The organism is Streptomyces sp. NBC_00457, from assembly GCF_036014015.1.
Lineage (GTDB): Bacteria > Actinomycetota > Actinomycetes > Streptomycetales > Streptomycetaceae > Streptomyces.
Window position 1 is genome coordinate 4,429,494 of the sequence record NZ_CP107905.1, and the last position, 22,172, is coordinate 4,451,665.

General features: G+C 70.6%; 22 protein-coding genes. 12 read left to right on the top strand and 10 right to left on the bottom strand.

The annotated features are described in order from the left end of the window. Nucleotides 1–40 precede the first annotated feature (40 nt). The 5 genes from OG828_RS19950 to OG828_RS19970 all read right to left on the bottom strand — a co-directional run bounded on the left by OG828_RS19950 (nt 41) and on the right by OG828_RS19970 (nt 4,773). On the bottom strand, nt 41–1,030 hold the full coding sequence (locus OG828_RS19950; protein ID WP_328501891.1) for a malate dehydrogenase: 990 nt from the start codon (nt 1,028–1,030) through the stop codon (nt 41–43). Between the two features lie 418 nt (nt 1,031–1,448). Further along, a complete protein-coding gene (locus OG828_RS19955) occupies nt 1,449–2,627 on the bottom strand; it encodes a helix-turn-helix domain-containing protein (RefSeq protein ID WP_328358472.1) in 1,179 nt (392 codons plus the stop codon). A 223-nt stretch (nt 2,628–2,850) separates the two neighbouring features. Continuing rightward, on the bottom strand, nt 2,851–3,300 hold the full coding sequence (locus tag OG828_RS19960; protein WP_328501892.1) for a helix-turn-helix domain-containing protein: 450 nt from the start codon (nt 3,298–3,300) through the stop codon (nt 2,851–2,853). 80 nt (nt 3,301–3,380) lie between these two features. Beyond that, complete coding sequence (locus OG828_RS19965; RefSeq protein WP_328504903.1) at nt 3,381–3,866, bottom strand: DUF3017 domain-containing protein; 486 nt, start codon at nt 3,864–3,866, stop codon at nt 3,381–3,383. 52 nt (nt 3,867–3,918) lie between these two features. Next, nucleotides 3,919–4,773, bottom strand: a complete 855-nt coding sequence (locus OG828_RS19970) for a bifunctional methylenetetrahydrofolate dehydrogenase/methenyltetrahydrofolate cyclohydrolase (RefSeq protein WP_328501893.1) — start codon at nt 4,771–4,773, stop codon at nt 3,919–3,921. A 242-nt stretch (nt 4,774–5,015) separates the two neighbouring features. Here OG828_RS19970 and OG828_RS19975 point away from each other — a divergent pair, with 242 nt between their 5' ends. The 4 genes from OG828_RS19975 (at nt 5,016) to OG828_RS19990 (ending at nt 8,706) form a co-directional block, all read left to right on the top strand. Continuing rightward, nucleotides 5,016–5,753, top strand: coding sequence for an RDD family protein (locus tag OG828_RS19975; protein ID WP_328501894.1), 738 nt, complete (start codon nt 5,016–5,018; stop codon nt 5,751–5,753). 142 nt (nt 5,754–5,895) lie between these two features. Next, complete coding sequence (locus OG828_RS19980) at nt 5,896–6,642, top strand: FHA domain-containing protein (RefSeq protein WP_328358484.1); 747 nt, start codon at nt 5,896–5,898, stop codon at nt 6,640–6,642. Next, nucleotides 6,639–8,198: a protein kinase domain-containing protein gene (locus OG828_RS19985; RefSeq protein ID WP_328501895.1), complete on the top strand. Its 1,560-nt coding sequence runs from the start codon at nt 6,639–6,641 to the stop codon at nt 8,196–8,198. The genes OG828_RS19980 and OG828_RS19985 overlap by 4 nt, the downstream gene beginning before the upstream one ends. Nucleotides 8,199–8,295: 97 nt before the next feature. Beyond that, nucleotides 8,296–8,706 (top strand): peptidase inhibitor family I36 protein, encoded by a 411-nt coding sequence (locus OG828_RS19990; protein ID WP_328501896.1) that lies wholly within the window; start codon nt 8,296–8,298, stop codon nt 8,704–8,706. A 97-nt stretch (nt 8,707–8,803) separates the two neighbouring features. On the opposite strand, the gene OG828_RS19995 is transcribed toward OG828_RS19990, so the two are convergent. Next, nucleotides 8,804–9,091: a DUF397 domain-containing protein gene (locus OG828_RS19995; protein WP_328501897.1), complete on the bottom strand. Its 288-nt coding sequence runs from the start codon at nt 9,089–9,091 to the stop codon at nt 8,804–8,806. Next, complete coding sequence (locus OG828_RS20000; RefSeq protein ID WP_328438926.1) at nt 9,072–9,926, bottom strand: helix-turn-helix domain-containing protein; 855 nt, start codon at nt 9,924–9,926, stop codon at nt 9,072–9,074. The genes OG828_RS19995 and OG828_RS20000 overlap by 20 nt, the downstream gene beginning before the upstream one ends. 118 nt (nt 9,927–10,044) lie before the next feature. Here OG828_RS20000 and OG828_RS20005 point away from each other — a divergent pair, with 118 nt between their 5' ends. Together OG828_RS20005 and OG828_RS20010 are read left to right on the top strand one after the other, a co-directional pair. Further along, nucleotides 10,045–10,254: a hypothetical protein gene (locus tag OG828_RS20005; RefSeq protein WP_328358499.1), complete on the top strand. Its 210-nt coding sequence runs from the start codon at nt 10,045–10,047 to the stop codon at nt 10,252–10,254. After that, nucleotides 10,251–10,619: an ATP-binding protein gene (locus tag OG828_RS20010; protein ID WP_328438927.1), complete on the top strand. Its 369-nt coding sequence runs from the start codon at nt 10,251–10,253 to the stop codon at nt 10,617–10,619. The genes OG828_RS20005 and OG828_RS20010 overlap by 4 nt, the downstream gene beginning before the upstream one ends. A gap of 52 nt (nt 10,620–10,671) precedes the next feature. Here OG828_RS20010 and OG828_RS20015 read toward each other — a convergent pair whose 3' ends face one another. Continuing rightward, nucleotides 10,672–11,685, bottom strand: a complete 1,014-nt coding sequence (locus tag OG828_RS20015; protein WP_328358505.1) for a helix-turn-helix domain-containing protein — start codon at nt 11,683–11,685, stop codon at nt 10,672–10,674. Between the two features lie 121 nt (nt 11,686–11,806). Here OG828_RS20015 and OG828_RS20020 point away from each other — a divergent pair, with 121 nt between their 5' ends. The 6 genes from OG828_RS20020 to OG828_RS20045 all read left to right on the top strand — a co-directional run bounded on the left by OG828_RS20020 (nt 11,807) and on the right by OG828_RS20045 (nt 19,785). After that, nucleotides 11,807–12,700: a hypothetical protein gene (locus OG828_RS20020; RefSeq protein ID WP_328501898.1), complete on the top strand. Its 894-nt coding sequence runs from the start codon at nt 11,807–11,809 to the stop codon at nt 12,698–12,700. Between the two features lie 96 nt (nt 12,701–12,796). Then, on the top strand, nt 12,797–13,255 hold the full coding sequence (locus OG828_RS20025) for a hypothetical protein (RefSeq protein ID WP_328501899.1): 459 nt from the start codon (nt 12,797–12,799) through the stop codon (nt 13,253–13,255). A gap of 225 nt (nt 13,256–13,480) precedes the next feature. Then, nucleotides 13,481–13,840 carry a hypothetical protein gene (locus OG828_RS20030; protein WP_328501900.1) on the top strand — a complete coding sequence of 120 codons (360 nt, stop codon included), beginning with the start codon at nt 13,481–13,483 and terminating at the stop codon, nt 13,838–13,840. Nucleotides 13,841–14,044: 204 nt separating this feature from the next. After that, the gene (locus tag OG828_RS20035) at nt 14,045–16,015 is read left to right on the top strand and encodes a peptidoglycan recognition protein family protein (protein WP_328501901.1); all 1,971 of its coding nucleotides are present in this window, start codon (nt 14,045–14,047) and stop codon (nt 16,013–16,015) included. Beyond that, nucleotides 16,015–17,850, top strand: coding sequence for a PhoX family protein (locus OG828_RS20040; protein ID WP_328501902.1), 1,836 nt, complete (start codon nt 16,015–16,017; stop codon nt 17,848–17,850). Before OG828_RS20035 ends, OG828_RS20040 begins: the two co-directional genes overlap by 1 nt. 141 nt (nt 17,851–17,991) lie before the next feature. Beyond that, on the top strand, nt 17,992–19,785 hold the full coding sequence (locus OG828_RS20045) for a serine/threonine-protein kinase (protein WP_328501903.1): 1,794 nt from the start codon (nt 17,992–17,994) through the stop codon (nt 19,783–19,785). A 46-nt stretch (nt 19,786–19,831) separates the two neighbouring features. Here OG828_RS20045 and purH read toward each other — a convergent pair whose 3' ends face one another. Together purH and purN are read right to left on the bottom strand one after the other, a co-directional pair. After that, a complete protein-coding gene (gene purH / locus OG828_RS20050; RefSeq protein ID WP_443060159.1) occupies nt 19,832–21,403 on the bottom strand; it encodes a bifunctional phosphoribosylaminoimidazolecarboxamide formyltransferase/IMP cyclohydrolase in 1,572 nt (523 codons plus the stop codon). Beyond that, a complete protein-coding gene (gene purN / locus OG828_RS20055; RefSeq protein ID WP_328358526.1) occupies nt 21,400–22,029 on the bottom strand; it encodes a phosphoribosylglycinamide formyltransferase in 630 nt (209 codons plus the stop codon). The genes purH and purN overlap by 4 nt, the downstream gene beginning before the upstream one ends. Between the last annotated feature and the right edge of the window lie 143 nt (nt 22,030–22,172).

A 22,172-nucleotide genomic window follows, 5' to 3' on the forward strand; every position in this document is an offset into this window, starting at 1 on the left:
CGCGCGCACCGCGGCCCGGGGATCGGGAGAACACGTCGGCTCAGATGAGGCCGAGGCCGCGGACCGCCTCGCGCTCCTCCTCGAGCTCCTTGACGGAGGCGTCGATGCGGGCGCGGGAGAACTCGTTGATGTCCAGGCCCTGGACGATCTCGTACGTGCCGTCCTTGGTGGTGACCGGGAAGGAGGAGATGAGCCCCTCCGGGACGCCGTACGAACCGTCGGACGGAATGCCCATGGAGACCCAGTCGCCGTCGGCGGTGCCGTTGACCCAGCTGTACACGTGGTCGATGGCGGCGTTGGCGGCGGAGGCCGCGGAGGACGCGCCGCGGGCCTCGATGATGGCGGCGCCGCGCTTGGCGACGGTCGGGATGAAGTCCTCGGCCAGCCACTTCTCGTCGTTCACGGTCTCGGCGGCGTTCTTGCCGGCGATGGTGGCGTGGAAGATGTCCGGGTACTGGGTGGCGGAGTGGTTGCCCCAGATGGTCAGCCGCTTGATGTCGGCGACCGAGGCGCCCGTCTTCTTCGCGAGCTGGCTCAGCGCACGGTTGTGGTCGAGGCGCGTCATCGCGGTGAAGCGCTCGGCCGGTACGTCGGGCGCGGCGGCCTGCGCGATGAGCGCGTTGGTGTTGGCCGGGTTGCCGACGACCAGGACCTTGATGTCGTCCGCGGCGTGGGCGTTGATGGCCTGGCCCTGCGGCTTGAAGATGCCGCCGTTGGCCTCCAGGAGGTCACCGCGCTCCATGCCCTTGGTGCGGGGGCGGGCGCCTACGAGCAGTGCGACGTTGGCGCCGTCGAAGGCGACGTTCGGGTCGTCGGTGATCTCGATGCCCTGGAGGAGGGAGAACGCGCAGTCGTCCAGCTCCATTGCGGTGCCCTCGGCGGCCTTCAGCGCCGGGGTGATCTCCAGGAGCCGCAGCTTGACCGGCACGTCCGCGCCGAGCAGCTGGCCGGAGGCGATGCGGAAGAGCAGGGCGTAACCGATCTGGCCGGCCGCGCCGGTGACGGTGACGTTCACGGGAGTGCGGGTCATGGCGTTCTCCGTATGACAGCTGGCGGTGGGGCGTCCCTGCCCCGGGGGTCCGAATGATCGATCTCTTGGCGTCAAGAGAGATCACCCGTCAGGCTATCGCGCATCCGGGATCCCGGACGTCCGGCCCCCTGTGGCCCACCCCACAGCCCTCAAAAGAAGGCGGCCGCCATGCCCGGGAGAGGGGGGACAACAGCGGCCGCCAGGTGGGGGTACCGACACAGCCGGACTCCCGTGGGGGTAGTTTCCGCCTGCCCTAGATGCGGGCGGCCATTCCTGCCGCACGGGAATTCTTTTGGCCCGCGACGTAGCTGCGGGCAGTCGTGCCGCTGGGGCGGCACGGGTGGGCGCAGCGGCACCCCGCCGGCGCGGGCGAGCGAAACCCCCGCCCACCCGCCCGCACCAGCACACGGCACCCCAACTACTCCGTACACCCCTGCTCGCCGGAGGCCAGCGTCACGCACGCCTCCGCCTCGCCCGCATCCTTCACGCCCACCATCGGCGTGTACGCGATCGTGTCCCCGGCGGCGGTGATGGACCCCGTCTGCTCGGCCTTCCCCACCGTCACCTGCACCTCATCGCCCTGCGCGGCCGCGGTGATACGTCCCCACGCCGCGCCACAGGTCTCGCTGTACCGCACCTCGACGACGGTCGTACCGACAGTCGCCGTCTTCGCGGTGGTCACCAGATCCCCACTGCACCCCATGGCCTCCGCGTCCTGGCCCGTGCAGTCGGCACCACTGCACTTCACCCCGGCGGGCAGCGCGGGATCGGAGCTGGCGGACGGCGAGGGCGACTTGGCGGTGTCCTTGGGCTTGTCGTCGCCGCGCTCCATGAAGAAGAACGCGCCGGCGGCCACGACGAGCACCCCGACGACCGCCGCGAGGAACATCGTCACCTTGCGCTTCCCCGACGACCCGCCGGACGGCGAACCGTCCCCCGGACGAGTCCCCTGCGGCGGCTCACCGAACGCCCCCGGCACAGCGGCACCCGGCACGGCAGCACCCGAACCCGCAGGCACACCCGCACCAGCACCCCCCGCTCGCGCGCCCCCAACCGGCGAAGGCCCCGCATACCCGGCCATCCCCCACGAGTTGCCCCCACCGGCGCGACCGGACGTACCGGATATACCGGGCTCCGCGTCCCGCACTTCCGACCCCGTCGGCTGCGGCGGCACCGTCGGTGCCACCCCCGCCGGTCCCGCGATCCCCGGCATCGCCGTCGCGCTGCCGCTCTTACGGGCCGTCTTGCCGCTCTTCGCGTTGGCGGGCGGCGCCCCGAACTCGCCGAGCGCGGCACGCGCCTGGGAGATCCGGATCGCCTCCATGGTCATGTCGTGACGCATCTCCGAACGGCTCCACGCACGCTCGGCCAGCTCCCACATGGTCGTCAGATGGATGGGATTGGTCCCGGTCACCTCGGCCAGCGCCACGATCGCACCCTTGGGCGCGAGCAGCCGGCCGTTGAGATAACGCTCCCAGGACGTCTTGCTGTAGCCCGTGCGGTCGGCCACCGCGGCGACGCTCAGGCCACTGCGGTCCACCAGCCTCCGCAACTGGCTCGCGAACTCCCTGACCTGCGGATCGAGTTCATCCGGCAAGTCCCTCCAACGAGGCATTGCTACCCCCCTCTTCCCCCCGGTTCGTGCTGTTCCGTGCCCCCGCGCCTGGTGCCCTCTGCCGAGTCCCCGTTCTGGCTACCCACAGGGATGCGCCCAGTAAGGATCTCAGTTCCCGGGGTGGGGGGCGCACGGGTGCGTCGAGGCCGAGGGCATGCACGGTCGCACGCCCACCGGACCGTGGTCCAGTCTCCCACCGGTGAAGCTATCCGAAGACGACGACGCCGATCACCGTCAGCACCAGCAGAACCAGTACCAGAACGGCGGCCACCACGAGCAGCCGACGGGACGGATCCGCGGCCGGCACCTCGTCCGGCGTGTCCCACCACGGACGCGTGGGGTCGTCCTCGTACTCCTCGTCCCCGTCGCCCTTCTGCGTTCCCGTCGGTCGCGGCCAGGCCTCCACCGCCATCTCCCAGCGCACACCCAGGCGCTCCGCGTCCACGCCCGCGACGCGGCACAGGGCGACCACGGCCTGCCGGGGCGGCGGCTGCGTGGCGTTGAGGTAGCGGTGCCAGGAGGACTTGCTGTACGCGGTACGCGCACCGAGCGCGACCAGGCTGAGGCCGGTCCGGTCCTTCACCTGCCGCAACTGCTCCACGAAGTGCCGTACCTCCGGCGGCAGATCCTCAGGCAACGGCTGCCACCCGCCCATCGCTCACCTCCTGCAGCGCCCCGTAAGGGGCGCGGGGAACTGCGCGACCAGCCCCCACACACCCGCAGCGAACCGACAACCTACGTATCCACAGTGAAATGCAGCGTGTCCTTCAAGAACGGAATCTCCAGCCAAGGATTCGGCTGCACCATCAACGCCAGCAGCACAATCACCAGCCCCAACACCCCATACGTGGCGATATCCGTGAACCGCGACCGAACCGCCAGCATCCCCACCCCCGGCAGCACGAACCGCAGCACGGCCCCACTGAGCAGGGCAACGCCGATCAGCATCGTGCCGATACGGAACGCATCGAGCGCCGTCACCAGCAACCCCACCCCCACCAGCGACAGCACCGCCAGCATCGGCCACTGCCGGGCCGGCGCCGGCGCGTCCCCGGGTGCGGCGCGACCCCCGCCCTCCGGACGTGCCGTATCCCGCGTGAACAGCGGAAAGCGGCGAGTGACCCGCCGCGGCCTGCCCTCGGCATCGGGCGCGCTGACCGCGTCCCGCACCTCGAGATCGTCGGCCGTCTCGCCGGCGCCGGCGGGCGTCGCCTTCACCACCTCGCTGCCGTCAGCCGACACCTCGCTGCCGTCGGCCGACACGCCGCTGCCGTCAGCCGACACTGCGCTCCGCCGCCTCGACCACGTTGACCAGCAGCTGCGCCCGGGTCATCGGGCCGACACCGCCGGGGTTGGGGGAGATCCAGCCGGCGACCTTCGCGACGTCCGGGTGGACATCGCCGACGATCTTGCCCTCGGCGCTGCGCGAGACACCGACGTCGAGAACGGCGGCGCCCGGCTTGACGTCCTCGGGGCGGATCAGATGCGCGGAGCCGGCGGCGGCGATGATGATGTCGGCGTTCCGCAGATGTGCCGACAGGTCCCGCGTGCCCGTGTGGCACTGGGTCACGGTCGCGTTCTCGCTGCGCCGGGTCAGCAGCAGCGGCATCGGGCGGCCGATGGTGACACCGCGGCCGACGACCACGACCTCGGCGCCCTTGATCTCCACGCCGTAGCGGCGCAGCAGGGTGAGCACGCCGTTCGGGGTGCAGGGCAGCGGCGCGGGCTCGTTGAGCACCAGCCGGCCGAGGTTCATCGGGTGGAGCCCGTCCGCGTCCTTGTCCGGGTCCATCAGTTCCAGGATGCGGTTCTCGTCGATGCCCCTGGGCAGGGGCAGCTGGACGATGTAACCGGTGCAGGCGGGGTCCTCGTTCAGCTCCCGCACCACCGCCTCGATCTCCTCCTGCGTCGCCGTCGCGGGCAGCTGGCGCTGGATGGAAGCGATGCCTACCTGGGCACAGTCGCGGTGCTTGCCCGCGACGTACTTCTGGCTGCCGGGGTCCTCCCCGACCAGGACAGTGCCGAGGCCGGGCGTGATGCCCTTCTCCTTCAGCGCCGCCACGCGGGCGGTCAGGTCGGACTTGATCGCGGCTGCGGTGGCCTTGCCATCGAGAATCTGGGCGGTCATGGCTCCATCCTCCCGGATGACCGGGCCCTGGTTCCAATCCGGGTCCCGTCCGCCGCCGCTCCGGCCGCTCGTGGATGTTGCACTTGCACAACACACAGCGAACACGGCTGGACAAATAAGTCATCCATAAAGAACGATGAGCGGCGCCATATCGCGGTCCGTGTTGGGGGGCAAGCCGCTCAGATCTGATGTTCCTCCGCGCCTCCGCACCGTCCCCACCCTGCGCAACGGAGGAACCCCAGATGAGTTTCGGCTCGCCCAACAACCCCTACGGTCAGCCACAGAATCCGCAGAACCCGCAACAGCCGCAGCAGCAGCCCGGGTACGGCTATCCCCAGCAGGGTCAGCCCGGCTACGGCTATCCCCAGGCACCGCAGGCGCCGCAGGGCTACCCGCAGGCACCGCACGGCGGGGTCCCTCCGCAGGGCGGTTACGGCTACCCCCAGTACCCGGGCGGCGCCGGGATGCCGGGTGCTCCCGGCGGGCCGGGTTATCCGCAGGTCGCGTCGATGGGCCGCCGGTTCGGTGCGCGACTGCTCGACGCCCTGATCATCGGTGTGCTCTACGGCATCCTCACGTTCGCGGGTATCGCCGGTTCCGTCGGCGCCGCCCAGGACTGCGACCCGAACGCGGTCGACTACAACAGCTGCATCAACGACGCCTCCTCGGACATCGTGGCGTCGCTGGGCGCGGTGTTCGGCGTGCTGGCCATCGCGAGCCTGCTCTACGAGTGGCTGATGGTCGGCCTGATGGGCGCCACCCTGGGCAAGCTCGCCGTCGGCATCCGGGTGCTGAAGGCCGACACCGGCCAGAAGCCCGGCCTTGGCTCCTCCTTCATCCGCTGGATCATCCCGCTCGTCGGCAGCTTCGCCTGCGGTATCGGCCAGCTCGTGGTCTACCTGTCCCCGTTCTGGGACAAGTCGGGCCGCCAGCAGGGCTGGCACGACAAGGCGGCCGGCACGATGGTCGTCCAGAACTGACGCCTTGAACTGACACCTTCAGAACTGACGCTTTCGCGCCAATCATGTGGCAGGGCCGTGTCTCACCCTTGCAGGGGAAGGCACGGCCCTGCCGCGTCGCCCTACTCTGAACCCGTAGCCGCCAGGCACGGGGAGACGCACCTTGTACAGCATCATCGTGGTATCGCCGCCGAGCGCGGCGGACCAGATCGACCGCCCTCAGCTCCGACTCGCCCCGGGTGAACGGCTCACCTTCGGGCGCGGCGCCGACAACGACCTGGAGATCGCCCACGACGGCGTCTCGCGCAGAGCGGGCGCCATCGCCGCGCAGGGCGCCTTCTGGGTGCTGAGCAACCTCAGCTCGAGTCAGACGTACGTCGTGGAGAACCCGGAGGGCGCCGGCGAGCACATCAAGGTGGGGCCCGGGCGACTGGACGCGCCCGTCCCCTTCGAGTTCTCGCGGATCGTGCTGCCCGCGGCGGGCGATCTGCTGCCGGTCGAGGTGTGGGCACCGCGCCACGACTACCTCAGCACCGCGGGGGGCCTGGACGGCGCGACCACCGCCCCGGCGTTCTCCGTCGACCGCACCAAGCGCTACTTCGCGGTCCTCGCGGCCCTGTGCGAACCCCGCCTGCGCGGTGAACCGCACGCCCCGCTGCCCACCATGGACCAGGTCGTCGAACGACTGCGCCCCAACTGGCCCGCCGCCTCCCGCACTTCGGTGCAGTGGAACATCGACTACCTGGCCGTGAAGCTGCGCCTCAAGCCCGGCCCGGACACGGCGGACACGGGTCCGCGCCTGAACGGCAAGAAGGAGTCCCTGGTCTCCCTCGCCCTCCGCTTCGACCTCGTCCGCGAGGACGACCTCGTGGTCCTGTCCGACCCCTCCCCCGGCCGGGTGGCTCCGTGACCGAGCCGTACGCCGTGCCGGTCCCGAAGGGCTACCGGGCGGGCCCGTGGGAGGTGCGGGCGCCGATCGCGACGGGGGCGTTCGGGAGTGTCTACGAGGCGCGGCGGGCCGGCCCCGACACCGGTGCCGGTCTGCCCCGCACGGCCGCCCTGAAGTTCCTGCCCACCGGCACCGGCACCCCGCGCCAACTCGCCCATCTGCGCGAACTGATCGAGCGCGAGGTCGAGTTGCACCGCAGGCTGAAGCAGCCGCGGCTGATCCGGATGTACGACACCTTCACCGTCGACGATCCGGCCGTGCCCGCGCTCGACGGCGCCACCGTCCTCGTACTGGAGAAGGCGGAGGGTTCGCTGTCGGCCCTGCTCGCCGCGGACGCCCGCCCGGCCGCCGCGCCCGCCCTGCTCGCGCAGATCTGCGAGGGCCTGGCGCAGCTGCACCACGCCGGCTGGGTGCACGGAGATCTGAAGCCGGCCAACGTCCTGCTGATGCGGGACGGTTCGGCCCGCCTCGCCGACTTCAACATGGCGGCCGAGCTGGAGGGCACGCACGCGTACACGCCCGCCTTCTCCACCCCCGACTACACCCCACCCGAGCTGCTCTGGTCGGAGATCGGCGAACGGGGCCGCCGTATCCGCCCGTCGGCCGACGTCTGGGCCTTCGGTGTGCTGGCACATCTGGTCCTGACCGGCTCCTTCCCGCTGCCCGGCGGCACCCCGACGGCCCGCCGCGACGCGGCCGCCGCCTACGCCCGCGGCACCGACGAGCTGCGTCTGTCGCCCGAACTCCCGGACGCCTGGCGGGAGATCGTGCGGGACTGCCTGACCCGGACACACGCCGACCGGATCGGCACGGACGCGTTGCTGCGCCGCGTCGAGACCGCCGCGGGCACCACCCGCTCCCCCCGCCTGCCCCGCGCCCTCCGCCCCGGCCGCCGCTCCCGCCGTACGACCGCCCTGGCCGCCGCGATCGCCACCGCCGGCGTGGCGGCGCTCGGCTACGGCATCAGCAGCTGGGCGGACGGGAGCGAGCCCTCGGACGACGAGCCCCAGAAGGTCACGGCCGCCACCTACGGCGCCGCGGAACTCCGTACGGACAAAGGCGTCCCCGTCGAATACCGCCGCCTGATCGTCGACTCCGCCCACGACTGCGTGCAGCCGGAGGTCACTCCGGCGCTGATCGCCGCGCTGCTGAAGGCGGAGAGCAACTTCGACCCGAACCTCTCCGATCCGGGGGCGGGCGAGTACGGCATCGCCCGCTGGACGCCCAGCATCCTGCGCTGGTGGATCAACGCGGACGGCGTCCCACCGAAGGAAACCCCCAGACCTCCCCTCACCCCCGCCGAGTCGATCCCGGCCGTGAGCCGCTACCTCTGCTTCATGGACCCCCGCCTCAAGCCGTCCGGCCTGTCCGGCGACCGCCAGGTCCTGCTGGCCGCCGCCTACCGGACGTCGACCAAGGTGGTGAACAACGCGGGCGGTGTTCCCCCGAAGTACCGCGACTACGCCGCCCGCGTCGCCCACTACCTCAAGGAGTACACGCCGCCGGGCAAGAAGTGACCCTGAGAGTTCCGAGGTACCTCTCCCCTGCCCTTCCACGCGAGGGTGAGGACGTCCGCCTACGGGGGTGGGTGAACGTCTCAAGGAAGGACACACCATGAAGAAGTCAATCGGGTCCAAGAGCGGGTTCAAGAGCGGGTTCAAGCGGGTGACCGCCGCGGCCGCCACGCTCGCCGCGGTCGGGCTGCTGTCGGCCGGCGCCGGCACCGCATCCGCCGACGCGTCGTCCGACTCGTCCACCGGCGATGCCCGTCTGGCGGCCGCCAGCTGGCACGCCTTCGCGGAGGAGAGCTTCGAGGGTCTGGACGGTTGGTTCTCCGGAGACACGGGAGCCTGCACCTACGTCGGCGACAACTGGAACGACAGCATCCGATCCGCCCGCACCGAGAGCAGCGCCAGGGTGGAGCTGTGGGAGCACGCCGACTGCACCGGGTGGTCGATCACCATCGACGACACCGGCTACGGCGACATCGGCCCGTGGGTCAGCGCCTACCGCGTCACCACCTAGCACGCCGACAGGCCGCTCACCCGGCCACGGCCTCCGGTCCCCTCGGGGGAGGACCGGAGGCCGTTCCGCGTCACGCCATGCGCCGCCGTGGCCGCCCCTAGCCGCGCGGCTCCTGAAGGAATCGGACGAAGGGCGCCCAGGCGGTCGCGGGGAAGAACAGGGCGGGTCCCTGGGGGTTCTTGGAGTCCCGGACGGGGACGAGGCCGGGGAGGTCGTCGCGGATCTCGACGCAGTTCCCGCCGGAGCCGTTGCTGTAGCTGGACTTGCGCCAGACGGCGGCGCCGACGAAGCCTTCGGCGACCTCTACGCAGTCCCCGCCGGAGCCGTTGCTGTAGCTGCTCTTACGCCAGAGAGCGGCGCTCAAGTCAATCTGGTTGCTTGCCATTTCGAGAATCCTCTGCCGCTTCCTCGATCATCACGAGGGACGCCTCAGGCGGCAGTGCGGCGGCCCTGAGCAGATCGTACGACCTGCGGTACTCCGCCACGAGGGCCGGATCGTCGATGGTGTCACCGGTGTGCAGCGACTCCGTGTATGCGAGCGGAGGGGCGTCGGCGAAGGTCATGATCATGGCGGTGCCCAGCATGAAGGGATGCGCTCCCCGCCTCCACGGCAGGATCTGTGGAGCGATCCGGTGCCGTCGCGCCAACACCGCGATGCCGTCGAGCTGCGCGGCCATCTCCTCGGGCGGCAGGATGGGGTCGCGCAGGATCGACTCGTGCAGGATCACCCAGTACATCGGCTTCCTGTGGTCGCGCTCGAAGAGACCTGCCCGCTCCATCCGGGCGCTGACCTTCTCCTCCACCTCGTCGTCCGGCGCCAGCGGATGCGTTGCACGGACCACTGCCCGCGCGTACGCGGGCGTCTGCAGCAGGCCCGGCAGGACGGCGGGCGACCACTCCTCAATGGCCGTCGCGTACTTCTCGGCCTCCAGCACCCGCTCGAAGTACTCGGCGTGCCCCTTCCGTCGAGCCTTCCGCACATCCTCACACCGGCGTCCGAAGAACCCGTCCGTCCCCAGCAACCGATCAACGTGCCGCGCCAGATCCTCCGGCATCCGCCGCTGCCCGCGCTCGATCTCGCTCAGGTAGGTCGCCCCGTAGAACGACCCCTCCACCGTCTCCTGAAGCGTCAGCCCCGCTGCCTCCCGCTTCCACCGCAACTCCTTGCCGTAGAACTCGGGAACGCTCGCCGACCCGTCAATGTTCTTGCTGCCGGGCACCCTTGACCGCCTCTCTCCACATTCCCCGCTGTGAAGGCCAAACGTCTTTGACGGTACGCCGTTTGCCGCCACTGTGTGAGCAGTTCGTCACACAGAGCGCACAGGAAGGCGCACGTCCATGCCGGTCCCCCACCCCCACGAGGCCGATCCCCACGTCGAAGCGCTGCGCGCCGCCCTGGCAGCGAACGGCATCACGCTCCCCTCCCTCGGCCTCGAACTGCCCACGCTCACAGGCCCGTACGCCCTCCCCCTGATCGCGCTCGGAAACTGCAACCTGGCCACGGCCGACGCCCTCACCACCGCGCTGCGCAAGGCGGCCGCCCTGTGACCCCTCTGCGGCTGGAGCTGATCGCCATCCCCAAAGCCGTCCCCGAGGCCCGCCGCGCCGTGCGCGAGCATCTCGGGGTCCCCTGCCCGGACGTACAGCTCTGCGTCAGCGAGCTACTGACGAACGTGATCCGCCATGTCGGCGAGGGCACCCCTGTATCCCTGCTCCTGACCCGAGCCGAGGGACGGACTCGAATCGAGGTCACCGACGCCGGGCCGTGCACCTGGCTCGTCCTTCGTGAGGCCGGCGCCGAGGACGAAACGGGCCGGGGCTTGCCGCTGCTCGACGCGCTCGTGCTGCGGTGGGGCGTGGAACAGGGCACGGACGGCAAGACGGTGTGGTGCGAACTGCCCGACGGCCCCTGACGCATGGGCGAGGGGCGCACCGTTCGCGCGGTGCGCCGCCTGCGGCCCGAGATCAGCCAGGCGTCCGCTGTGTGGCGGCGCGGAGCAGGGACGCCCCCGCCGGTGTGAGCGTGTGCAGCACGGCCGAGCCGGTGCGGATGGTGGTGACGAGTCCCGCTTCGCGCAGCGCGGTGGCGTGTCGGCTGGCGGAGGACGCCGAGACTCCCGCGGCGCGGGCGATCTCGCCGGTCGTGGCGCCGGTGGACGCGGCGCCCAGAGCGACCGCGCGGGCACGCCCGAGCAGGGCGACCAGGGGTGTGTCGGGGGCGCCGGCGCCGTGCGGGGTCTCCGGCGGCGGGCTCTGCTCGTGGAGCAGCGAGTACCAGAGCACGGGTGGCAGTTCCGGGTCGGCGAAGGCTACTGGCTCAGCCCAGTTGAAGTACGAGGGGACGAGCGTGAGCCCACGGCCGTTCAGATGCAGGTCTCGGTCGTCGGCCTGCTTGGGGTAGGTGACCTCCAGGACGGGAGCGCGCCAGCGCAGCATGGGTCCGAGACCGGCGAGCATGCCCTCCACTCCGCCGTCCAGGAGCCCGCGGCTCCGCTGCGCCCGCTCGGCCTCGATCCGGGCCTGTGCCTGTTCTTCGTACGGGGCCACCACCACGTCGTAGTACGCGCGCAGCATCCCCACGAACTCCTTGCGCGCCTCCAGCCCGGCCAGCTGCCCGGCCCACGACGGGGCCCCGTTGGTCCGGCCGAGGATGGCCATCTCGTTGAGGACCCGTTGCGGAGGCGTGGCCAGAATTGATTCAACTCCCGCGTCCCAACCGCCCACCGCATCGGCGGGAGTCAGAAAGTCCGGAAAGTAGGCGGCCCTTGGATACAAGGGCAGAAGGACGCCCCGCAGGACACGCTCCAGCCCCCTCTCCCGCAATTGCTGCCGTGCCGTGCGATACCAGCCGGCGTAGGCCCACCGCCCTCTCCGTGACTGCAATCGGTGCAGGCTCGCGGCGATCTCCCAGAGCGGATCAGGCGCGACGGCAATCCTGGTTCTCGCCAGATCCACTTCGCCGAAGTGAATGCGGAGCATGTCATTCTCCCCCGTTGAACTCGGCTTTTGCTCTACAGCGCAACAGCGTTGGTTCTCCACGGTCAGCTGGGAGATCGTAGGTCGCGGAGATCAAGACGCGATAAACGGGGGTTCAACGGACATGAGGCGCATGTTTATCTCGGCCTGCGCGAGTGTCGTGATCGTCGCCGCCGCGACCGCCGGCTGCGGCACGGAAGCCGAACCCGGCGGCCATGGACGTGAGTTGACCGCGGCCGAGGAGGTCGTGGTACGGCGTGCCGAGCAGATGCTCGTCAAGGAGTGCATGGAGGAGAAGGGCTTCAAGTACTGGGTGGGGGCTCTCCCGGCGGTCGACGACCTGAAGGGCGACGGTGCCTTCCTGACCGACGTCGGCTGGGCGAAGCGGCACGGCTACGGCAGCAGGCTTCAGAAGAAGGCCCAGAACGTCCATCGCGACGACCGGAACAACGCGTACGCCAAAACGCTCCCGCGGGAGGAACGCGCCCGGTACAGCGACACACTCCTGGGCTCGATGTCGAGCGGAACGCTGACGGCCGAACTGCCCACCGGCACCACGGTCCAGACCTCCCGCGACAGCTGCCTGGCCGACGCCAAGGGCCGGCTGTACGGGGACTTCGAGACCTGGTTCCGGGCCGAGAAGACGGCCACGAACCTGACGCCTCTGTACCAATCGGACCTCGTCAAGGACCGGCGATTCACGGCCGCGGTCAAGCAGTGGTCGGCGTGCATGCGGGCGGCGGGCCACGACTACGCCGATCCGCCGGAGGCCCGCGAAAAGCTCCCCGAGCTCACCAAGGGTCTGAGCGAGGAGAAGGCGTACGCCGTCGAGGTCGGCCTCGCGGTCGCCGAGGCCACCTGCGCCAACGAGACACCGTTGGCCAGGACGGCACGCGCGCTCGACAACGAGTACCGCGAGAAGCGACTCACGCGGTACGGCGACGACATCGCCGCCTACGAGCGCATGAGCCTCGACGCGCTCGCCCGGGCCGAGGAGATCACCGGCTCGACGGCCTGACCGGCATCTCCCGTCCGGGACCAGGCATCCAGACTTCCGCGGCGCCACAGCCGCGGGACCCGTAACACCACACCCGCACACAAGGAGTGATGCATCATGCGCAAGATCCTGGCCACGGCCGCGACTCTCGGCCTCGCGACCCTCGGGGCCATCGTCCCGGCAACCGGCGCCCAGGCCGCCACGCCCTGCGAGAACGCGTACAACGCCCTCGCTTCCGGCAGGTTCGCCGCGTACAACGCCACCAACTGCGGCACCCTCCTCGGCAGCACGGAGGGCCAGGACCAGGACTGGGGCAACAGCACCGGGGTCTTCTCGGGCAGGGACACCAACCAGGCGACGTCCCTCATCAACAAGGGCACGAGCGGCATGCGCGTCCAGCTCTTCAACGGGACGGGGGACGACTGGGCAGGCGGTAACACCTGCCTCGCAGCGGGCGAGAAGATAAGCAACCTCGACAATCAGTACTTCAGCACCGGCATCGAGGTGAACAACCAGATCAGCTCACACCGGTGGATCTGGAGCGGGTGCGGCGCGGGCCTCACTCCTGACAGCTGACCACTCACTCGCACGGCCGGCCCGTGCACCACCCCGTGGCCCGCCGCCTCCCGGCGGGCCACGGGCGTCCCGGGAACCCCACTCGAGGTCATCCCCCAGTCACGAGAGACAGGCACACAGGACAAGGAGATCCACCATGCGCAAGACCCTGGCCACAGCCGCCATTCTCAGCCTCGCGGCGCTCGGTGCGCTCGTCCCCACGACCGGTGCACAGGCGTCCACGGCGTGCGACACCGCCTGGCGCAACGCATCGTCGGGCTACCTCTATGCCTACGACCTCACCAACTGCAGTGGCCTCTTCGGCAGGTCCGCAAGCAACGACTCGAACTGGGCGACAGCTCGGGCCCATTCCAGCGCAACAACGACAACGCCGCGACCTCCGTCCTGTTCAAGGGCACCACCGGACTGGCCGTCAAGTTCTACGAGGGCCCCGGCTACAGCGGCGGTCATCTCTGCCTGGAGGCGTCCGAAGCCTACGCGGACAGCCTCGCGGGAACGACGTTCAGCAATGGCACCCCCGCGAACGACAACATCAGCTCGCACCGCTGGGTGCCGAGCTCGGAGTGCGGCGCCTTCCTCGATTAGGAGTCCTCGATGTCCATCGACATTCGGCCCCGGTCAACCTGGGCCCCGTTTGCCGCCACCACCACGACAGGAGGTCTCCTTATCGCGCGGAAGGCATGGGCGGAATTCTACGGGGATTACGAGAAGGCGGCCGAGGAACTGGTCGACGAGGTGGGAGCATCACCGGAGCCGTCGCGTCGCACATGGTCCCCTTGGAAGGGAGGTGTGTTCATCCACCACAGAGGCGGGGGTTCGTCCGATCTCGACAACGCCGCGGAGTGTGCGAAGGACGTGGCCGACGCCTGGTCGGACATGTACGGGAAGGCCGACGGGGACATCGGCTACAACTACTTCGTCTGCCCGCACGGAGACATATACGAGGGGCGTGGCCTCGAACGGGGAGAGGCGAACGGCGGCGATGCCCCCGCCCAGGGAAACGTACCCAAAGGACACGTCTGGGTCGCGGACCACGGTGCGGTCGGCCGGAACGCCGCCTTCTATTCCATCTGCGGTCTCCTCCGGTCCGAAGACGAGCCGACCTCCGCGATGCGGACCTCGATCAAGAATCTGATCGCGTATCTGCGGACGGACGTTCCGGCCGGCAAGAAGGCCGGCCCCAACATGTTCCCTCACTCCAAGGGCTACAACACGGAGTGCCCCGGCAACCTTCTGCGCTATGCGCACACCGGCTCCTTGATGGACCCCGGAGTTCCCGCCGCGAGCAACCCGACGCAGCTTCAGATCATTTCCCGTGCCCAGTGGGGAGCACGCCCGCCCGTCAGTGAGGCGAAGGTCCCGCTGTCGCAGCGCACCGGTTTCGCCGTCCACTACTCCGCGGGGCCCACCAGCCAGACGCCGAAGGCCATCCAAAACTACCACATGGACTCGAACGGCTGGTGGGACATCGGATACAACTTCCTCGTCGACGTGCAGGGCCGCATCTTCGAAGGGCGCGGCTGGGCCAACGAGGGCGCGCATGCGACGGGTTACAACACCACCCACTTCGGTGTCTGTTTCATCGGCCGGAACGGCGATGCCACCACGGCCGCCAAGAACGCCATCCGGAGCCTCTACCACGCCGCCAGGGAGAAGACCGGCAAGGCGCTCGCCGCGACCTACCACAGCGCGCTCGGCTCCACCCAGTGCCCCGGCGCGGCGCTCCGCGCCTGGGTACAGAGCGGGTTGCCGGGAACCACGTATCCCATCGTGGGCGGTGAACCGGTCTACGACGGCGATCCGCCGGACGACGGTTCCAGCGGCGGCCTGACCACCGTCCGGTCCATCGCCTCGCAGCAACGAGCCGTCAACGGGCTCGGCTACACCCCGCCGCTGACCGTGGACGGCGCCTTCGGCCAGCTCACCGACGCCGGAGTCCGGTGGCTCCAGAACAAGGTCGGCGCACAGGCCGACGGACTGTGGGGGCCGCTGACCGAGGCGGCGTACGTGGCCTACACCGGCGAGGGCGGCAGTGGAGGCGGACTGTCCACGATCCGCTCCATCGCCTCGCAGCAGCACGCGGTGAACGCACTCGGCTACACCCCGCCCCTCGGCGTCGACGGTAAATTCGGCCCGCTCACCGACGCCGGAGTCCGCTGGCTCCAGAACAAGATCGGCACCGAAGCCGACGGACTGTGGGGAACCGCCACGGAAGCGGCCTACGTCGCCCACATCGGCGGCTCCCCGGGGCACATGGGCGGCGGACTGACCACCGTACGCTCGGTCAGCTCCCAGCAGAGCGCGGTGAACGCACTCGGCTACACCCCGCCCCTCGACGTGGACGGCGTCTTCGGCCCCCGCACCGAGGCCGGTGTGCGCTGGCTGCAGGACAAGGTCGGAACCGGGGTGGACGGGCTCTGGGGGCCCGCCACCGAGGCGGCGTACGGCCGGTACGCCGATGGTGAACAGCTCGTGGTGGACGGGGAGTTCGGGCCCGCCACCATCGCCGCGACACAGCGGGCGATCGGCGTCACCGCGGACGGCGTCTGGGGGCCGGAGTCCAAACGGGCATTGCAGGAGCACCTCAACACCTGGACCGACGCCGGCCTGATCGTGGACGGCGCCGTCGGCGAGGCCACGGTGAAGGCGCTGCAAGGTCACCTCAACAAGATGATCCGCGCCGGTCTGATTTTGGACGGCGGCTGGGGCGCGGCCACCACCAAGGCCCTGCAGACCGCCCTCAACCAGGGGAGACTGTGATGCGGAACGAGGCACCGAACACCCCGTACTCCCCGGCAACCGGACTGTCCCGACGGGGCGTCGTCGCGAGCGCGACCCTTGCCGCCGCCGGGCTGCTGGGCCTGGGCACGCCCAGAGCCACCGCCGCTCCCGTGCCGTCGGCCACCGCCCCGTCGGCCGGCCGGGCACGGCCGCCCGGGGGCCTGTCGGCCTTCACCGCGGTGGCGGCGAGCGAGGCCGATGCCGTCACGGTCCCCGCGGGCTTCACCGCCGACGTCCTCGCCCCCTGGGGCCAGGCCGTGCGCGCGTCCGGGCCACGCTGGCGGGCGGACGGGAGCAATACGGCCGCCGAGCAGGCCATGCAGGTCGGCAGCCACCATCACGGCGTCCAGTTCTTCCCCCTGGCCGAGGGTGCCGCGGGCAGTCGCCGCGGGCTGCTGGTGATCGGCCACGAGACGACAGACCCCGACCTGCTGGGCGGCGGGGCGGACAAGGCGATCGCCGCCCAGGGCCTCACCGTCCTGGAGGTGCGGGAGTCCGGCGGTACGTGGAAGGCCGTGGACTCGGCGTACAACCGGCGGATCACGGGCGACTCGCCGGTACGGTTCTCCGGTCCCGTGGCAGTCGGGGGCAGGTCACGAGGCGTGCTGGCCTGTAGCGGCCAGGGGATCACCCCCTGGGGCACCTATCTGACTGCGGAGGAGAACTTCAACGCCTTCTTCGGCACCGACGATCCCGGCTGGCGGCGGCGCGAGGCCGACGTGCGCTACGGGCTGTCAGCCTCCGGCTTCGGCTCCCCTTGGCACCGTACCGACCCCCGGTTCGACCTGGCGTCCGCCAAGGCGCGGCCGGGCGATTTCGGCTGGGTCGTGGAGCTGGACCCTCACGACCCGTCGTCCGTCCCCGTCAAGCGCACGGCCCTCGGCCGCTTCACGCACGGCAGCGCCACGGTCACCGAGTCCGCCGGGCGCGCGGTGGTGTACAGCACCGATGCCGAGGACGGCGAGTATCTCTACAAGTACGCCAGCGCGGGCAGTTGGCGCGGACTGCTGGCGGCGGGCAGGAGTCCGCTGGACCACGGCACCCTCTACGTGGCCAGAATCGCCCCGGACGGAGCGGGCGAGTGGCTGCCGCTCCGGCACGGCGAGGGCCCGCTCACCCGAGCCGCGGGCTGGCGCGACCAGGCGGACGTCCTCGTACGGACCCGACTGGCCGCGGACGCCCTCGGTGCCACGCCGCTGGGACGGCCCGAGCGGGTCGCAGTCGGCCCGGACGGGGACGTGTATCTGGCCCTCGCCAACAGCGCGGGCGGCTGTTCATCCTGCACGGGCGGAGCCGCGAGGGCCGAAGCGGGCGCGGCCGACCCGTACGGGCGGGTCATCCGCTGGCGTGAGAGCGACGCAGAGCACCACGAAGGGGCGCACGGCTTCCGCTGGGAGACGTTCCTCGCCGCTGGTGACCGGCGGCTGACGTCCGACGGCGCGTTCGCCTCGCCCAAGGGCCTGTGGTTCGGGACGGACGGGACCCTCTGGATCTCCACCGGAGTCTCGGGCAACGCGTTGAACGGCCCCTCCCGCACCCACCGTTCGGCCGGGAACAACGCCCTGCTGGCCGCCGACACCGCCACCGGGACGGTCCGTCGGTTCCTCACCGCCCCGCGCGGTGCCGAGGTAACCGGTGTCACCGCCGCACCTGACGGACAGACGCTCTTCGTCAACATCCAGCATCCCGGCGAACGCACCGCCCGCTGGGGCGCCCCGGACGCGGCGCATCCCGGCGCCGTCAGCACCTGGCCGGACCGCCGGGCAGACAGCCGCCCTCGATCCGCCACGGTCGCCGTACGCCGGCGCCCCTGAAAGCACCGAGGGGTCGCGGGCCCGCTGTCCTCTGACACCCGACGGGCCCCTCCACGCACATACGAAACGGTAGTCTCTTCGAGGGGGTCAACTGGAATGACACAAGGGCACGTTGAGTAGGACAAAGCGGTCGGGGGACCCATGACAGACCAGCCACCCGGGTCGCCGTACACACCCGAGGCCGGCGAGACCGCGCTGCAACAGGCGGGTGCGAGGCCGCTGCGAGCCGCCGATCCCGGACGTGTCGGACCGTACGTCCCGCTCGGGCTGCTCGGCAGCGGCGGTATGGGCCACGTCTATCTGGCCCGCCCCGCCGACAACACCCCCGGCCTCGCCGCCGTCAAGGTGATCCGACCCGAGTACGCCGAAGACCCCCGGTTCCGGCGGCGGTTCGAGCGCGAGGCGTCCGTGCATGCCCAGGTCCACACTCCGCGCACGCCAGACCTGCTCGGCACCGGGTTCGACGACTCGCTGCTCTGGATGGCCACGCAGTACCTGCCCGGCCTCAACCTCGCCGAAGCCGTCCGCGAGTGCGGCGTGCTGGGGCCGACCGCGGTGTGGCGGCTGGTCGCCGATCTCGGGCAGGCCCTGTCGGCGATGACCGCGGCCGGGGTCGTACACCGTGATCTCAAGCCGTCCAACGTGCTCCTGTCCCTCCAGGGCGCGCATGTCATCGACTTCGGCATCTCGCAGGCCGCGGACAGCAGCGCCATCACCACGACCGGCGCCCGGGTCGGCACCCCGGCCTACATGTCGCCCGAGTATCTGCGCGAGGGCCGCTGCGACACCGCCTCCGACGTCTTCTCGCTCGCGGGAAGCCTCACATACGCCACCACCGGCAACGCCCCCTTCGGCGACGGAACCGGCGTGGACGTGATGCACCGGGTCGCCTTCGAGGAGCCGAAGCCGGACGTCATGGCCGAACTCGCGGCAGCGGACCCCGCGTTGGCGGAACTCCTGTCGGCCTGTCTCGCCAAGGACCCGGCCGGACGGCCCACCCCCCGGCAGCTGCTCGACGCGGCCACGGCCGCTGGGCACGGCCACGCGAACTCCTGGCCGGAGCCCCTGCGCGGCCGACTGCGCTCCCGGCAACGGGCCTGCGAGGTGCTGGAACAGGCCTCCGCCGAGCAGACCCTCCACTTCCGGGCTCCTGCGGAACGCGGGGCCGCCCCCGCTCCCGGCCTCGTCTTCGGACCTGCGACGCCTCCGGACGGGCACGGCGCGTTCCCACAGACCCCGCTCGCCACCGGGAGCGGCGAGAACAGCCCGCGCCGATCACGACGGGGGACGTACCTCGCCGTCGTCGCGGGCGCCGCCGTCGTCGCCGTGGTCGTCAGTGCCTTCCTGCTCACCCGCTCCGAGCGCGACGAACCGACCTCCGCCTCCCCCACGACCTCCAGCAGCACGGCCTTCGACGACGAGCCGACGTCAGCCTCTCCCACCTCGCCCTCGCCCTCCCCCTCCGAGAAGGAGTCCGGGAAGAAGAAGGAGGAGCGCGAGGACCAACAGGGCATGGGCGGAGCAGCCGACAGCAGCGGCGGCGAAGCGTCCGGAGCCGGCGGCACCACGGGCGGCGCACAACCCACACTCACCGTCACCGCCACTCCCGGCAACGGAAGCAACGGCGGGAGCGGCGGCGACAACAGCACCTCGCCCACCAAGGCCCCCTCCACGCCCGCCGCCCCACCGTGGATCACCCAGTGCACGCACTACTCCGGCACCGACCTGACGCAGTACGGCGACAAGAACCGCCGCGTCACACAGGTGCAGTGCATGCTGGAAAAGCGCGGCTACAGCGTCGGCAGCGCGGGCGTGGACGGCCAGTTCGGCGACGGCACCCTGGCCGCGGTCAAGCAGTTCCAGAGCGCCAAGGGGCTGGCCGTCGATGGCGAGGTCGGGCCCAACACCTGGGGCGCGCTGCGCAGTTCGACGTAGCGATCGATCCGCGCAGCGCCGCCGGCACTCGTGTGTCAGTGGAAGATCAGTGGAAGAAGTGCCGCGTCCCCGTGAAGTACATCGTCACGCCGGCCTTCTTCGCTGCCTCCACCACCAGCTCGTCGCGGACCGAACCGCCGGGCTGGACGATGGCCTTGACGCCGGCGGCGCTCAGGACATCGATGTTGTCGGGGAACGGGAAGAACGCGTCCGACGCGACGAACGAACCGCGGGCCCGCTCGGCCCCGGCGCGCTCAACGGCCAGCTTGCAGGAGTCGACCCGGTTCACCTGCCCCATCCCCACGCCGACCGAAGCGCCGTCCTTGGCGAGCAGGATGGCGTTGGACTTCACGGCCCGGCAGGCCCGCCAGGCGAAGGCGAGGTCCGCCAACTCGTCGGCGGACAGGGCCTCGCCGGTCGCCAGGGTCCAGTTCGCGGGGTCGTCGCCCTCGGCCTGGAGTACGTCCTTGACCTGGGCGAGACCGCCGCCGTCGATCGGCTTGAACTCGGCCGGGGGCTGCGGGCCTTCGGGGCAGCGAAGGACGCGGATGTTCTTCTTGCGGGCGAGAATCTCGACCGCGCCGTCCTCGTAGTCCGGGGCGACGATGACCTCGGTGAAGATCTCGGCCACCTGCTCGGCCATCGCCACGGACACCGGACGGTTGACGGCGATCACACCACCGAAGGCGGACAGCGGATCACAGGCGTGCGCCTTACGGTGCGCCTCGGCGACGTCCGCGCCGATCGCGATGCCGCACGGGTTGGCATGCTTGATGATCGCGACGCAAGGCTCGCTGTGGTCGTAGGCGGCACGGCGCGCGGCGTCGGTGTCCGTGTAGTTGTTGTACGACATCTCCTTGCCGTGCAACTGCTCCGCCTCGGCGAGACCGCCGCAGCCTCCCGTGTAGAGGGCGGCGGGCTGGTGCGGGTTCTCGCCGTACCGCAGCACGTTCTTGCGCTCGTACGTGACGCCGATGAAGCCCGGGAACTCCGTACCGTCACCTGCGTAGTCGCCCGCGAACCAGCCCGCGACCGCCACGTCGTACTCGGCGGTGTGCCGGAACGCTTCTGCCGCGAGCCGCTTGCGCGCGGTGAGGTCGAAGCCGCCGTCCGCGACAGCCTTGAGCACGTCGCCGTAGCGGTCGGGGCTGACGACTACCGCCACGGAGGGGTGGTTCTTGGCGGCGGCCCGGACCATGGAGGGACCGCCGATGTCGATCTGCTCGACGCACTCGTCGGGCGAGGCGCCCGAGGCCACGGTCTCGGTGAAGGGGTAGAGGTTCACGACGACGAGATCGAAGGGCTCGACTCCCAGCTCGGTCAGCTGGTTGCGATGGTCCTCGAGCCGGAGATCGGCGAGGATCCCGGCGTGCACGCGCGGGTGCAGCGTCTTGACCCGGCCGTCCAGGCACTCGGGGAACCCGGTGAGTTCCTCGACCTTGGTGACCGGCACGCCTGCGGCGGCGATCCGGCCAGCCGTGGAACCGGTGGAGACGAGTGCGACCCCGGCCTCGTGCAGCCCGCGGGCGAGGTCTTCGAGCCCGGTCTTGTCGTAGACGCTGATGAGCGCACGCTTGATCGGGCGCTGTGTGCCTTCCGTGGTCACTTCGGCGGTCACGGGATAACTACCTTTCGTCCCTCAATGCGATAGCCGTTGCGGGCGAGCCGCCCCACGACCTCGACGAGCAGTCTTCGCTCGACTTCCTTGATGCGCTCGTGCAGAGCGCTCTCGTCGTCCTCGTCCCGGACCTCGACCACGCCCTGAGCGATGATCGGCCCGGTGTCGACGCCGTCGTCGACGAAGTGGACGGTGCAGCCGGTGACCTTGGCGCCGTACGCGAGGGTGTCGCGGACGCCGTGGGCGCCGGGGAAACTGGGGAGGAGGGCGGGGTGCGTATTGACGATCCGCCCGCCGAAGCGCGCGAGGAATTCCTTCCCCAGGATCTTCATGAACCCGGCCGACACGACGAGGTCGGGCTCGTACGCGGCCACGGCCTCGGTGAGCGCCGCGTCCCACTCCTCACGGGTCCCGTAGTCCTTGACCTTCCGCACAAAGGTCGCCAGCCCGGCACGCTCGGCCCGCGCCAGCCCCTCGATGCCCTCGCGGTCGGCCCCGACGGCGACGATCTCGGCGCCGTACGCCTCGGCGCCGGTTTCGGCGATGGCGTCGAGCAGCGCCTGCAGATTCGTACCGGATCCGGAGACCAGCACGACAAGGCGCTTGGCCACGGGCTTGGCGGCCACGGTGGGGCCCTTTCTCGGGGGAGCGTCTTCCGTACGGCCGGTGGTATGCACGACACGATGCACGTCAGTGGCTATGTACGTTCATACGAATGCTTCGCGCCCCCGGATACGGGGAAGTCTACGAAGCGGCCGACCGTCAGCAA